Here is a 14036-nt window from a genome sequence, read left to right as displayed (position 1 = left end):
TCGGACCGGCCTTCCGGCGGGAACGATCGTGCTCCGTACCGCGGCAACTCGGACCGTCCGGCGCAGGGCGAACGTGCTCCGTACCGCGGCAACTCGGACCGGCCTTCCGGCGGGAACGACCGTGCTCCGTATCGCGGCAACTCGGACCGGCCGGCGCAGGGCGATCGTGCTCCGTACCGCGGCAACTCGGACCGGCCTGTGCAGGGCGGGGACCGCAAGCCGTGGGCCAAGGATGGCGACCGGCCCGAACGCAGCGACCGGCCCACCAGTGACCGCCCTCGCAGTGACCGGCCGAGCAATGACCGCCCACGCAGCGAAAACGACAACAAGCCGTGGACCCAGCGCGGCGGTTCACCGAACCGTGCCGGTGCGCCGCGCGTCGATGCCGGTAAGAAGCTGTGGACCCGTGACGGCGCTCCGGCCCGAAACGACCGCGATGCCCGCGTTGTCGAAGAGGAGATGACCGAAGAACAGCGCATGCAGCGCGAGCTGCGTTCAGTGCGTCCGCGCCACGATGACCCGGAACTTCCCGACGACATTTCGGCCAATGATCTCGACCGCATTGCGCGCAACGAACTCAAGACGCTGACCAAGGAGAACGCCGAAACTGTCGGCCGACACCTTGCAATGGCCGCCCGCGTCATCGACGAGAACCCGCAGCTCGCGCACCAGCACGTGATGAGCGCCGCCCGTCGGGCCGGCCGCATCGGTGTCGTGCGCGAGAGCCTCGCAATCACCGCGTACGCCACCGGCGACTTCGCCCTCGCTTTACGCGAACTGCGCACCTACCGTCGTATTTCGGGCTCGAACGACCAGCTACCCCTTATGGTCGACAGCGAACGCGGCGTCGACCGCCCCGACCGTGCCCTCGAGCTTGGCCGGTCGGTCGATCGCAGCACGCTCTCTCCGTCCGTGCAGGTGGGTCTGGCCATCGCAATGTCCGGTGCGCGCCTCGACCTTGGCGAAACGGACGCCGCGCTCGTCGAACTCGAAATTCCCCAGCTCGACCCCAACACGGCCTTCTCCTACAGTCCAGAGTTGTTCGCTGCTTACGCTGAGGTGCTGACCGAGCTCGGCCGCGATGACGAAGCCGATGAGTGGCTCGAGCGGGCCTCCCGCGCCGACGCCGCCCTGGGCGCCTCCGATGACGATGACGAAACCATTGAAATCGAAGAGATAGAAGAGAACGACGACGATGCCCGCGCGTACTTTGCCGCCGGCGATGTTGATGATGATGATGACGACGAAACAGTGGCTGCTGGTGAAGCCGCTCGGGTAGTCTCCGCAGCCGGGCTCGGGTCGGTCGACCAGCCAGCCGCGTTCGATATCGACGAAACCGACGACATCGTGACCGCAGCGGTAACCACCGCTGAAGGTGACGAAGAGATCGACGTGACGCACGTTGGGTCCGACGCTGCGGCATCCGCTTCGAGCGACAGTGTCAACAACACCGCGACGGAGCCGGATGCTGCATCGCCGAAAGCCTGAGCCGCCGACGCCGCTCGCCGGCGTTGACGTTCTGCTGGCCGATCTCGACGGTGTGGTGTACGCGGGCCCGGCAGCGATTCCCTTCGCTGTCGAGAGCCTGAATCGTGCCGCCGAGACCATTCGCGTTGGCTACATCACCAATAACGCCTCGCGCACCGACCAGTCAGTTGCCGACCACCTCACCCAGCTTGGGCTGAACGTGGCCGCAGCGGATGTCGTCACCTCTCCCCAGGCGGCCGTGCGGCTGCTCGCGGAGCAGGTGGACGCCGGTGCCAGCATCCTCGTCATCGGCGGCGACGGTCTCGTCGACGAGGTCGTTAAGGCCGGATTCGTGGTGACCCGATCGGCCGACGACAAGCCGGCGGCGGTCATTCAGGGCTTTGCACCAGAGGTCGGCTGGGTGCATCTGGCCGAGGCGGCGTTCGCTCTCAACGCCGACGGCGTCGGCACGGGCATTCCGTGGATCGCGACCAACACCGACTGGACCATTCCGGTCGCCCGCGGCATCGCCCCCGGAAACGGCACGCTCGTCTCGGCGGTGCACACGGCAGTCGGCCGGCTCCCGCTCGTGGCTGGCAAGCCCGAAGCGGCGATTTTTTTGGAGGCCACGCGGCGCTTCGGCGCACAGAACGCCCTCTTCATCGGTGACCGTCTCGACACCGATATTCTCGGTGCGAACCGGGCCGGAATTCCCGCCGTTCTCGTGCTCACCGGCATCGACCGGGCAAAGCAGGTCCTTGCTGCCGATAAGGAATCGCGCCCGGCGTTTATCCTCGAAAACTTGCAGCAGCTGCACGAACCCTACCCGGAGACCGTGTTCTCCAAGGACGGCACGACCGCCACGGTGAACGGCGCGAGCGTGCGCGTCACCGGTAACGACGTGCACATCGTCAAGGACGGTGACGGCGGAATCAACCTGCTGCGCGCCGCGTGCGCTGCGATCTACCGGTCCGGGCGGGCCATTTACGGCCTCAACGTACCGGAGCGACTGTATCTCGCGCAGTAGCCTAGACAGCGTGAAACCCGAACCCGAGCCGGTCGATGTCGCAGCGCAGCTGGCCGACATCGAGACCCAGCCACTCGAACAGCGCGCCGAAGCGTTCGGGCGGCTGCATGAGCAGTTGCTCGCACGGCTCGAAGACGCTGATACCGACCCGACGGGCATGGCATGACCGACACCCCATACGACCCTGAAACAGATGCACCTATGCCCGTGAACGACGCCACTCCGGTTGATAGCCTCTCAGAACGGATGCCCGCCACCCGCCTCGACGTTGCCCTCGCCGATCGTGGGCTGGTTCGCTCCCGAACGGTCGCCGCTAAACTCATCGCCGACGGTCTCGTCACCGTCAACGGGGTGCCGGTCGTGAAGGCCAGCACCCAAGTGGCAGCGGACTCGGTTCTCGAGGTGGCCGCGACCGACCACTACGTCAGCCGGGGCGCCCACAAGCTCAACGCCGCCCTCGACGCCTTCCACATCAGCGTCACCGGCCGCACGGCGCTCGACGCCGGTGCGAGCACCGGTGGTTTCAGCCAGGTGCTGCTCGAACGCGGCGCCGCCCAGGTCATCGCCGCGGATGTCGGCCACGGCCAGCTCGCCGCGCAGCTGCAGACCGAGCCGAGGCTGCAGCTGGTCGAGGGGTACAACATTCGCTATGCGACCCCGGAAACGCTCGCCGGGGCATCCGGAGTCGCGCAAAGACCCGACCTCGTCGTGGCCGACCTGTCATTCATCTCGCTCACCACCGTACTACCGGCCCTCGTCGCCACGGCCGCGCCCGGCGCCGACTTCGTGCTGCTGATCAAACCGCAGTTCGAGGTAGGCCGCGGCGGCATTCGCGAGGGTATCGTGCACGACAAGGGCCTGCGCAGCGACTCCGTGGCCGGTGTGTTGTGGACCGGTCACGACCTCGGCCTGAAAACCTGCGGCGTGATCGCCTCACCCATCATCGGGGCGGCCGGGAATCACGAGTATCTGTGCTGGATGAACGCCACGAGCGGCTCGAATCCGACAGAATGGATGGATCGGATCGAAGCACTGGTGGGAGCGTGACGAGTTGAGTGACACCCCGCGGTACTTTCTGATAGTTGCGCACACCGGCCGTGCCGACTCCGTCGAAGCCGCCTCAACGGTCTGCAGGCAACTTCTCGCCGCCGGGGCTGTGCCGGTGCTCGCCATCGACGAACGCGCCGACCTGTTGGCGGCCTGCCCCGAGCTGAATGGGCACATCGCGATTCTCGGCGACACGGTGCGAACTGCCGAACTTGAACTCGTCATTGTGCTCGGCGGCGACGGCACCATTCTGCGTTCGGCGGAACTCGTGCGCGGCTGCTCGGCTCCATTGCTCGGAATCAACCTCGGCCACGTCGGGTTTCTCGCCGAGAGCGAGCGCGACGACCTCGGCGAGGCCGTGCGTCGCGCCCTCAAGGGCGACTACGAGGTCGAAGAACGACTCGCCCTCTCGGTGCGGGTCAAGGTCGCCGACGAGGTCGTCTATGAAACCTGGGCACTCAACGAAGTCACCGTCGAAAAAGCCAGCCGCGAACGTATGATCGAGGTCGTCGTCGAAATAGATGGTCGACCGCTGTCGTCGTTCGGCTGTGACGGCGTCGTGCTGTCCACCCCGACCGGTTCGACAGCGTACTCGTTCTCGGCCGGCGGTCCGATCGTCTGGCCCGGTGTCGAAGCCCTGCTGCTGGTTCCGCTCAGCGCTCACGCCCTGTTCGCGCGGCCGCTCGTGGTGGGCCCGGAATCCTCCCTCGCCGTCGAGGTGCTCTCACGCACCGGCGCTCGGGCCGTGCTGTGCGCCGACGGACGCCGCACCCACGACCTCCCGCAAGGATCCCGCGTGATCGCGCGCCGTTCCAGCGTGCCGGTGCGCCTGGCCCGCCTGCACATCGGCCCGTTCACCGACCGCCTGGTCAATAAATTCAACCTACCCGTCACGGGCTGGCGCGGACCGGTCGGCCGCGAGTGATCGACGAGCTGTTCATTCGCGACCTCGGCGTCATCGCCGAGGCCACGCTGCCGCTCGGCCCCGGGTTCACCGCCGTCACCGGTGAAACCGGCGCCGGCAAGACCATGGTGGTTACCGCGCTCGGACTACTGCTCGGCGATCGAGCGGATGCCGGCACCGTGCGCCAGGGCCAGCCGCAGAGTTTCGTGCAGGGCCGCTGGGTCATCGACCCCGCCAGTTCGGTCGCCGAACGGGTGCGTGACGCCGGGGGAGACCTCGACGGCCCCGAGCTCATCCTCGGCCGCTCTGTCTCGAGCGAAGGACGCAGCCGCGCGGTGGTCGGCGGGCGCGGCGCTCCGGCGAGCGTGCTCGGCGACCTGCGCAACGACCTCGTCGTCGTGCACGGCCAGAGCGACCAGGTGCGACTGCGCTCCGCCGCCGCGCAGCGGGACGCCCTCGACCGCTTCGCCGGCCCCGACCTCGCCGCAGTGCTCGCTGACTACCAGCACGCCTTCCACCGCTGGCAGTCCAACCAGGCCGATCTTGACCGGCTCGTCACCGAACGAGACCTGCGCGCCCGCGAGGCCGACGACCTGCGCGCCGCGCTAACCGAGATTGAAACGGTCGCCCCGCAACCCGGCGAGGACGCCCTACTCGCCGAACGCGCCGAACGCCTCGGCAACCTCGAAGAACTTCGCTTGGCCGGCGAACAGGCCCGTCAGCTCATTTCGGCCGAAGACAACCCCGACGACGTTCCCGACACGGTTGCCCTGCTCGAAACCGCTCGGCGTGCCCTCGACCGGGTCGCTGGCCACGATGCGGCCCTACCGCCGCTCGTTGCCGCCATCGCCAACGTGGGTTTCGTCGTCGCCGACATCGCCGCCGAACTCTCCAGCTACCTGGCCGGTCTCGACGCCGACGGCGCCCGCGAACTCGAAATCGTGCAGGAACGCCGCGCCGAACTGGGCATCCTCGCCCGCAAATACCCGGGCGGCCTCGAGGAGGCCATCGAATTTCTGCTGGTCGGAAGCATCCGGCTGCTCGAGCTCGACTCCGATTCTGACCGCATCGAACAGCTCAGCAGCGAAGCGGATGCCGACCACACACTGGTCACGACCCTCGCCGCCGCCCTCACCGCGTTGCGCCAGACGGCAGCCGAACAGCTCGGCGCCCGGGTGACCGCCGAGCTCGCCGCGTTGGCCATGCCCGACGCTGTGCTGCACGTGGAGGCCCTGCCCGGTCCCGAGTTTACGATCACCGGTAGCGATCTCGTGCGCCTGCTGCTGCAGCCGCACACGGGCGCGGAGCCGCGCGCGTTGGCGCGCGGGGCATCCGGTGGTGAACTGTCCCGGGTGATGCTCGCCATCGAGGTCGTCATCAACGCCACCGACCCGGTTCCCACCTTCGTCTTTGACGAGATCGATGCCGGTGTGGGCGGAGCCGCCGCGATCGAAATCGGCCGTCGGCTCGCCCGACTCGCCGAAACCGCGCAGGTGATCGTCGTCACGCACCTCGCCCAGGTCGCCGCGTTCGCCGGCAACCACCTCAGCGTCGTCAAGGACAGCGATGGATCCGTCACGGCCTCAAGCGTGCGGCAGCTGCGCGGCGACGACCGCGCCGCCGAAATGGCCCGTCTGCTCTCGGGCCTGCCCGACTCGAAAAGCGGCCTCGAACATGCCAGGGAACTGCTCGACCTTGCCCAATCCAACTCTCGTCCCCTCAAAAAGTGAGTGATCAAATCCAGGTGATAGCATTGAAGCCCGTGGTGGAAAATATAATTACGGACCGATCAGACGGCACGACCAAGCACATCTTCGTGACCGGGGGTGTTGTCTCCTCGCTCGGTAAGGGCTTGACGGCGGCCAGCCTCGGAAACCTGCTCACCGCGCGCGGCCTGCGGGTCGTCATGCAGAAGCTCGACCCCTATCTCAACGTCGACCCGGGAACGATGAACCCGTTCCAGCACGGCGAGGTCTTCGTGACTGACGACGGCGCCGAGACCGACCTCGACATCGGACACTACGAACGTTTCCTCGACATCAACCTCGGCCAGTCCGCGAACGTGACGACCGGCCAGGTCTACTCGCAGGTGATCGCCAAGGAACGCCGCGGTGAGTACCTCGGTGACACTGTGCAGGTCATCCCGCACATCACCGATGAGATCAAGCGCCGCATGCGCCTGCAGGCGAGCGATGAGGTTCGCCCCGACGTGATCATCACCGAGGTGGGCGGCACGGTCGGTGACATTGAATCCCAACCGTTCCTCGAAGCAGCCCGCCAGGTGCGCCACGAACTCGGCCGAGGCAACGTGTTCTTCGTGCACGTCTCGCTCGTACCGTTCCTCGGTGCGGCTGGCGAGCAGAAGACCAAGCCCACCCAGCACTCCGTGGCTACCCTGCGCTCTATCGGAATCCAGCCCGACGCCCTCGTACTGCGCAGCGACCGCCCCGTGTCCGAGTCGAACAAGCGCAAGATCGCGCTCATGTGCGATGTCGACGAAGACGCAGTGGTCAACTGTCCCGACGTCTCGTCAATCTACGAGATCCCCACCATGCTGCACAGCCAAGGCCTCGACAAGTACATCGTCAACGCCCTCGGCCTCACGGCCGACGTCGTCGACTGGACCGGCTGGGAGAACCTGCTGGAGGCCGTTCGCCACCCCAAACACGAGGTCACCATCGGCCTGGTCGGCAAGTACATCGACCTGCCGGATGCCTACCTCTCGGTCACCGAGGCGCTGCGAGCCGGCGGGTTCGCCAACCAGGCGAAGGTCAAAATCGTCTGGATCGGCTCCGACGACTGCGAAACCGACGATGGAGCGGCCCGCCTGCTCGGCGAACTCGACGGCATTTGCGTGCCCGGAGGCTTCGGAATCCGCGGCATCGAGGGCAAGCTCGGCGCCCTCAAATTCGCCCGTGAAAACGGCATCCCCGTGCTCGGCCTGTGCCTCGGCCTGCAGTGTATGGTCATCGAGTACGCCCGCAACAAGGCCAACCTGCTCGGCGCATCCTCGAGCGAATTCGACCCGGAGACCGAGTTCCCGGTCATCGCAACCATGGAAGAGCAGGTCGAGATCATTGCCGGTGGCGACCTCGGCGGCACCATGCGCCTCGGCCTCTACCCGGCCACCCTCGCCGAAGGCTCCCTGGTCGCCGAACTGTACGGCGCAAACGTAGCCTCTGAACGGCACCGTCACCGCTACGAGGTCAACAACACCTTCCGCGACCAGATCGCCCTCGCCGGCCTGTGGTTCTCCGGAACCAGCCCTGACCGTCACCTGGTCGAGTACGTCGAGCTCAAACGTGATGAGCACCCGTTCTACGTCGGCACGCAGGCTCACCCGGAGCTGCGGTCACGGCCAAACCACGCGCATCCGCTGTTTCGCGGCTTGATCAAAGCAGCGCTCGACCGCCAGCAAGCGAGCCGGTTGTTCGAGGTGAAGGAAGAACTCAGTGCCTGAAGATCTCCTGCAGGATGACGTAGTGCCGGTCGAGGTGACCGCCAGCGACATCGTCTACGACGGCGCTATCTGGAACGTGCGCCGCGATTCGTTCGCCTACAACGGTTCGAGCATCACCCGCGAATACATCGACCACCCTGGTGCGGTCGCCGTTCTCGCCCTCGACGAGCACGATCGGGTGCTATTGATCAAGCAGTACCGGCACCCGACCGGTCTGCGCGGCTGGGAACTGCCGGCCGGATTGCTCGACGTGACCGGTGAGAATGCCGTCGTCGGCGCCCAGCGCGAGCTGGCCGAGGAAGCGGATGTCGTCGCCGCCGAGTGGGCGCTGCTCACCGAGTTCTACACCACGCCCGGTGGCAGCAACGAAGCGCTCCGGGTTTATCTCGCCCGAGGCGTCTCAATGGTTGCCGCTTTCGAGCGCACCGACGAAGAAGCCGATATCGAGTTGCGCTGGGTGCCGCTCGACGAATGTGTCGACGCCGTCATGGCGAGGCGCATCGCGAACCCGATTCTAATCGTGGGGGTTCTGGCCGCTCAGGTGGCGCGTTCACGCGACTGGAGCACGCTCGCGCCGGCGGATTCGCCGTGGCCGCGGCATCCGCTCAGCCTTCAGTCGCGTAACATCACGGCCTGAGCGTGTCGATCGCCACGGCGGTGGATTCCTATCTGCGGCACGTGGCTGTCGAACGTGGCCTCGCCGCGAATACCGTCGCCGCCTACCGCCGCGACCTCGGCCTGTATTCGGCGTGGCTGGCGGCTGATTCCGCTCAGTCACCGCCGCGACCGATCAGTGATCTGCGGGCTGTCACCCGGCAGCACATTTCGGCGTTCGTGCAGCATCTCGGCCTGCGTGCGGAATCTCCGCTGACCGCCGCATCCATCGCCCGAATCCTGTCAACGGTGCGTGGATTCCACCGCTTCCTCCTCGACGAGGGCCTCGTCGAAGCGGATGCCGCGCACGACACCAAACCGCCCAAGCTTGCACTGCGACTGCCAAAGGCGATCTCGATCGAGCAGGTCACCGCGCTGCTCGCGGCGACCGACGGCGACGATGTGCAGCGCCTGCGCGACAAGGCCCTGCTCGAACTGCTCTACGCGACCGGCGCCCGGGTGAGCGAGGTAGTCAACCTCAACGTCGACGATGTGCTCATGGAGGTATTCGACTCGGTGCGCCTCACCGGCAAGGGCGACAAACAACGCATCGTGCCGGTCGGCAGCTTCGCCCGCACCGCAGTCTCGGACTACCTCGTGCGAGCCAGGCCGATGCTGTCGGCCCGTGGTCGGTCGACGCCGGCTCTCTTCCTCGGCCTGCGCGGGCAGCGAGTGAGCCGGCAGAACGCCTGGCTGATCATTCGCGCGGCCGCCGAACGCGCCGGACTCACCGTGCCCGTGTCGCCGCACACCCTGCGACACTCCTTCGCGACCCACCTGCTCGCCGGTGGCGCCGACGTGCGCGTCGTGCAGGAACTGCTCGGCCATTCCTCGGTCGCCACCACCCAGATCTACACCCTGGTCACCGCGGACACCCTGCGGGACATGTACACCCTGTCCCATCCCCGAGCGCGCTGACCGCCCGCGAGAGCGGAAGAATCGTTGCTTCACGGGTGCTGACGAAACGATTTATCCGCTTTCGAGAGGGGTGGGGAGCAGGCGGGGGCAGATAGGAGCGGCGGGTGCTCGGCGATCCTTGCGGCGACCGGTCGTTCCACTCGCTACAATCGACTAGGTAATGGGTGCAGGACAAATCAAGGACGGGCCAGTGACGCGTAAGTTGAGCGAGCGGATTTCGCTACCCGGTTTCGACGAGACGCCGGTGGGTCCTACGGGACGCGAAAAACACGAGTTCACCGAACCGGTGCCGTTGAAAAGCCACGGTCCGGCCCGGATCATCTCCCTCTGTAACCAGAAGGGCGGTGTCGGCAAGACCACGACGACCATCAACCTCGGTGCCGCCCTGGCCAGCTACGGCCGCCGGGTGCTCGCCGTCGACTTCGACCCGCAGGGCGCCCTGTCAGCCGGCCTCGGAGTGCCCACCCACGACGTCACCACCATCTACGACCTGCTGCTCAACGGCAAGGCTGACCCGAAAGACGCGATCCAGCAGACCTCGGTCGAGGGCCTCGACGTCATTCCTGCCAACATCGACCTCTCTGCCGCCGAAGTGCACCTGGTCAACGAGGTGGCCCGCGAGCAGATTCTGTCCCGCGTGCTGCGCAAGGTCTCCGGCGACTACGACGTCATCCTGATCGACTGCCAGCCGTCGCTCGGCATCCTCACCGTGAACGCACTCACCGCGAGCCACGGTGTGCTGATCCCGCTCGAGTGCGAATTTTTCGCCCTGCGCGGCGTCGCCCTGCTCATCGAAACCATCGATAAGGTGCGTGACCGCCTCAACCCGGCGATCGAACTCGACGGCATCCTCGCCACCATGTACGATTCCCGCACCCTGCACTCCCGCGAAGTACTCGAGCGGGTCGTCGACGCATTCGGCCACAGCGTGCTCGAAACCGTCATCGGCCGCACCGTGAAATTCCCTGACGCAAGCGTGGCCGGGGTGCCCATCACCGACTTCGCACCGGAGCACGCGGCCGCCAAGGCCTACCTGCAGGTGGCCCGCGAACTGATCCACCGTGGCGCAGTCGCCTAGCGCGGCCGAGAAGCCCGCGTTTTCGGTCGCCCTCGGCAACTTCGAGGGCCCGTTCGACCTGCTGTTGAAACTGATCACCCGGCACGAACTCGACGTCACCGAGATCTCGCTGAGCCAGGTCACCGACGAGTTCATCTCCTATCTGCGCAGCCTCGACGCGAGCGAAGAACTCGACCAGGCCACCGAGTTTCTCGTCGTCGCCGCGACGCTGCTCGACCTCAAGGTGGCCGGACTGCTGCCGCAGGGCGAACTCGTCGACGCCGAAGATGTGGCCCTGCTCGAAGCCCGCGACCTGCTGTTCGCCCGGCTGCTGCAGTACCGCGCGTTCAAAGAAGCCGCGACCTGGTTCACCGGCCAGCTCGACACCGAGACCCGCCGCCACGTGCGCTCGGTGCGCCTCGAAGAGAAGTACCGCCAGACGACCCCTGAGCTGGTCTGGACACTCTCCCTCGCCGACTTCGCTGCCCTGGCCGCCGTGGCCCTCGCACCGCGCGAGCTGCCCGTTGTGGGCCTCGACCACCTGCACGCGCCGCTCGTCAGTATTCGGGAGCAGGCCGCCTACATCGCAGCCATGCTGCAGCCGGGCGAGCTTGTATCGTTCCGTGCGCTCATCGCCGGCACCGACCAGAAGGGCGTCATCATCGCCCGTTTTCTCGCGGTACTCGAGCTATACCGCCACGGCGCCCTCTCCTTCGATCAAATCGAGCCCCTCGGCGAGCTCACCCTGCGCTGGAATACCCAGTCCCTGAACGGGCAGGCGTGGTCCGACGAAAACCTTGCCACGCTTGGAGCCGACTATGACAACTGACCGCATGACAACTGACCGCATGACAACAGATTTCAGACCTATGGCAGATCAGACCACAGACAGCCGATCACGCACCTCGAAAACGAATGCCGCGGCATCCGACTCGCAGCCAGTCAGCGACACAACTTCACAGGCAGGAAACGCCGCGCACGCCCTCGACCGCCAGCTCGAAGCCGTCTTCATGGTCGCCGACGAACCACAGGGACTCGTGCATCTGGCTACCGCCGTGGGGCATTCGATCGACGCGGTGGCGGCATCCGTGGCCCGGCTGGTGGCTGATTTCGACGGTGAAAGCGGCTCCGACGGCACGAAAACGGTGCGCCGCGGCTTCGAACTGCGCGAGGTCGCCGGCGGCTGGCGCATCTACGTGCGCGCCACCCACGACGAGCTCGTCACCGACTTCGTGCAGACTCAGAACCCCAGCCGGCTCAGTCAGGCAGCCCTCGAAACCCTCGCCGTGATCGCCTACAAGCAGCCGATCAGCCGCGGCCAGGTCGCGAGCATCCGCGCGGTCAACGTCGACTCCGTCGTGCGCACCCTGCTCGGTCGCGGCCTGGTCACCGAGGCCTTCACCGACAGTGAAACCGGCGCGATCAACTACGCCACCACAGACTTGCTGCTCACCCAGCTCGGAATCAACTCGCTCGACGAGTTACCCCATTTATCGCCGTTGCTCGACGGCGGAACCGACGGATTCGAGGATCTGCTTTGACCCACGACAATACGACCAACGACAGCGCCCCCCGCGACCCCAACTTCAACCCGGAGGCCGCGGCCGACGGCGTACGCTTGCAGAAGGTGCTCGCCTCGGCCGGCGTCGCCAGCCGCCGCGTCAGCGAAGACCTCATCACCTCCGGTCGCGTGCGGGTGAACGGCAAGGTCGTCACCGAGCTCGGCCGCCGCGTGCACCCCGAAACCGACCAGGTCGCCGTTGACAATGTGGCCGTGCAGCTCGACACCACCCGCCGCTACCTCATGCTCAACAAGCCGGTCGGCGTCGTCTCATCGATGCAGGACGAAAGCGGACGTCCCGATCTGCGCGAATTCACGGACCAGTTCGACGAACGCCTGTTCAACGTGGGCCGCCTCGACGCCCAGACCAGCGGACTGCTCATCCTCACCAACGACGGTGACCTCGCCCATGTTCTCGCCCACCCATCCTTCGGCGTCTCGAAGACCTACATCGCCAAGGTGGAGGGTCGCGTCTCGCCGCAAACCATCGGCCAGCTGCAGAGCGGAATCGAACTCGACGACGGTCCCATCCACGCCGACAGGGCACGTATCCTCACAACCCCTCCGGGCGGCGGCTACAGCATGGTCGAACTCACCCTGCACTCCGGGCGCAACCGCATCGTACGACGGATGCTGGACGCCGTCGGTCATCCCGTGGTCGACCTCGTGCGCCGCCAGTTCGGACCGCTCAACCTCGGTACCCTACAGCAGGGCGCCGTGCGCGAACTCACCCGCGACGAACTCGGCCAGCTGCTGACCGTGTCCCGCCAGGCGCCCACGGCCCGGCCCGACACCGAGTAACGACCCGCAACCGCGACCAGCGAGACCAATCACATACTGAAACAAGGACTGAACCATGGCTGAAAGCCGCCTCGTCGGCCCGGTGCGCATCGTCGGCGTCGGCCTGCTCGGAACCAGCGTGGGCCTCGGCCTGCGCAACCGCCAAATCGACACGATCCTCGCCGACGCCTCACCGACCAACCTGCGCATCGCCATCGACTACGGCGCCGGCCGCGCCGCAGAAGAGGGCGACCTGCCGCAGCTCATCGTGGTCTGCGTGCCGCCGGATGTCACCGCCGAGATCGTCGCTCGTGAGCTCGAGGCCTATCCGGGCGCAATCGTGACGGATGTCGCGAGCGTCAAGCTGGCCCCGCTCGCCGAGTTGCGCGCACGCGGAGCGGATATCAGTCGCTACATCGGGTCGCATCCGCTCGCCGGTCGGGAGAAAGGCGGTCCGCTCTCCGGCCGCGCCGACCTGTTCATCGGCCGTCCCTGGGTCGTGGCCGCGCACGATGCGATCAGCTACCAGCAGGCCGGCGCCATTGACGACCTCATTCTGGACCTCGGCGCCATTCTGGTCGAGATGACCCCGGAGGAGCACGACCTCGGCGTTGCTCTGGTCTCGCACGTGCCGCAGGTCATCTCCACCCTGATGGCCCGCCGCCTCACCGGGGCAGCACACTCCTCGCTCAACCTCGCCGGCCAGGGCCTGCGCGACATGACCCGCGTCGCGGCGAGCGACCCCGACCTGTGGGTGCAGATTCTCGGCGCCAACGCCGGACCGGTGCGTGACGTACTGATGGCCTACCGCGACGACCTCGACCGGTTCATCGAGGCCCTCGAAGACCCGGCCGCCCCCGGCGCGCAGCGCAAAGTCGCCGAAGAACTCGCCGGCGGCAACGCCGGTGTGGCTCGCCTGCCCGGCAAACACGGTCAGGACCGCCGGTTCTCCTCGATGGTCGTGATGGTCAACGACCAGCCCGGCCAGATCGCGCACCTGCTCAATGACATTGGCGCACTCGGCGTTAACCTCGAAGACCTACGCTTGGAACATTCGCCGGGTGCCCAGATCGGCCTGGCCGAAATCTCAGTCCTGCCCGAGGCCGTCACCCGGCTCACCGAAGAGCTGGCCGCCCGCGGCTGGCGGATTGCTGGTTAACC

14 protein-coding genes are annotated in these 14036 nt (G+C 66.7%); all 14 read left to right on the top strand.

Annotation, left to right across the window (positions count from 1 at the left end):
- Window positions 1-1488: hypothetical protein (locus E3T47_RS16185; RefSeq protein WP_241981825.1), on the top strand; the 1488-nt coding region annotated here is incomplete at its 5' end.
- Window positions 1466-2494, top strand: coding sequence for an HAD-IIA family hydrolase (locus E3T47_RS00730; protein WP_134553755.1), 1029 nt, complete (start codon window positions 1466-1468; stop codon window positions 2492-2494). The genes E3T47_RS16185 and E3T47_RS00730, both read left to right, overlap by 23 nt.
- A 10-nt stretch (window positions 2495-2504) precedes the next feature.
- The gene (locus E3T47_RS15740) at window positions 2505-2660 is read left to right on the top strand and encodes a hypothetical protein (RefSeq protein ID WP_166805573.1); all 156 of its coding nucleotides are present in this window, start codon (window positions 2505-2507) and stop codon (window positions 2658-2660) included.
- Window positions 2661-2740: 80 nt separating this feature from the next.
- On the top strand, window positions 2741-3541 hold the full coding sequence (locus E3T47_RS00725; RefSeq protein ID WP_134553754.1) for a TlyA family RNA methyltransferase: 801 nt from the start codon (window positions 2741-2743) through the stop codon (window positions 3539-3541).
- 4 nt (window positions 3542-3545) lie between these two features.
- Complete coding sequence (locus E3T47_RS00720) at window positions 3546-4466, top strand: NAD kinase (RefSeq protein WP_134553753.1); 921 nt, start codon at window positions 3546-3548, stop codon at window positions 4464-4466.
- Window positions 4463-6175: a DNA repair protein RecN gene (recN, locus tag E3T47_RS00715; RefSeq protein WP_134553752.1), complete on the top strand. Its 1713-nt coding sequence runs from the start codon at window positions 4463-4465 to the stop codon at window positions 6173-6175. Before E3T47_RS00720 ends, recN begins: the two co-directional genes overlap by 4 nt.
- Window positions 6176-6207: 32 nt before the next feature.
- On the top strand, window positions 6208-7905 hold the full coding sequence (locus E3T47_RS00710) for a CTP synthase (RefSeq protein ID WP_134553751.1): 1698 nt from the start codon (window positions 6208-6210) through the stop codon (window positions 7903-7905).
- Window positions 7898-8542 carry an NUDIX domain-containing protein gene (locus tag E3T47_RS00705; RefSeq protein ID WP_134553750.1) on the top strand — a complete coding sequence of 215 codons (645 nt, stop codon included), beginning with the start codon at window positions 7898-7900 and terminating at the stop codon, window positions 8540-8542. Before E3T47_RS00710 ends, E3T47_RS00705 begins: the two co-directional genes overlap by 8 nt.
- A gap of 2 nt (window positions 8543-8544) precedes the next feature.
- The gene (gene xerD / locus E3T47_RS00700; protein ID WP_134553749.1) at window positions 8545-9477 is read left to right on the top strand and encodes a site-specific tyrosine recombinase XerD; all 933 of its coding nucleotides are present in this window, start codon (window positions 8545-8547) and stop codon (window positions 9475-9477) included.
- 160 nt (window positions 9478-9637) lie between these two features.
- On the top strand, window positions 9638-10555 hold the full coding sequence (locus E3T47_RS00695) for a ParA family protein (protein WP_134553748.1): 918 nt from the start codon (window positions 9638-9640) through the stop codon (window positions 10553-10555).
- Window positions 10539-11363 carry a segregation and condensation protein A gene (locus E3T47_RS00690; RefSeq protein WP_134553747.1) on the top strand — a complete coding sequence of 275 codons (825 nt, stop codon included), beginning with the start codon at window positions 10539-10541 and terminating at the stop codon, window positions 11361-11363. The genes E3T47_RS00695 and E3T47_RS00690 overlap by 17 nt, the downstream gene beginning before the upstream one ends.
- 40 nt (window positions 11364-11403) lie before the next feature.
- Complete coding sequence (gene scpB, locus E3T47_RS00685) at window positions 11404-12075, top strand: SMC-Scp complex subunit ScpB (RefSeq protein WP_134553746.1); 672 nt, start codon at window positions 11404-11406, stop codon at window positions 12073-12075.
- A gap of 77 nt (window positions 12076-12152) precedes the next feature.
- Entirely contained in the window at window positions 12153-12896 is a 744-nt protein-coding gene (locus tag E3T47_RS00680; protein ID WP_241981827.1) for a pseudouridine synthase, read from the top strand.
- A gap of 55 nt (window positions 12897-12951) precedes the next feature.
- Window positions 12952-14034 (top strand): prephenate dehydrogenase, encoded by a 1083-nt coding sequence (locus E3T47_RS00675; RefSeq protein ID WP_134553744.1) that lies wholly within the window; start codon window positions 12952-12954, stop codon window positions 14032-14034.
- The last annotated feature ends 2 nt before the right edge of the window (window positions 14035-14036 follow it).

It is taken from the genome of Cryobacterium ruanii (assembly GCF_004404055.1).
Classification (GTDB): Bacteria; Actinomycetota; Actinomycetes; order Actinomycetales; family Microbacteriaceae; genus Cryobacterium; species Cryobacterium ruanii.
Note: the sequence above shows the minus strand (reverse complement) of the source record. Positions and strands in the feature narration are given on the sequence as shown.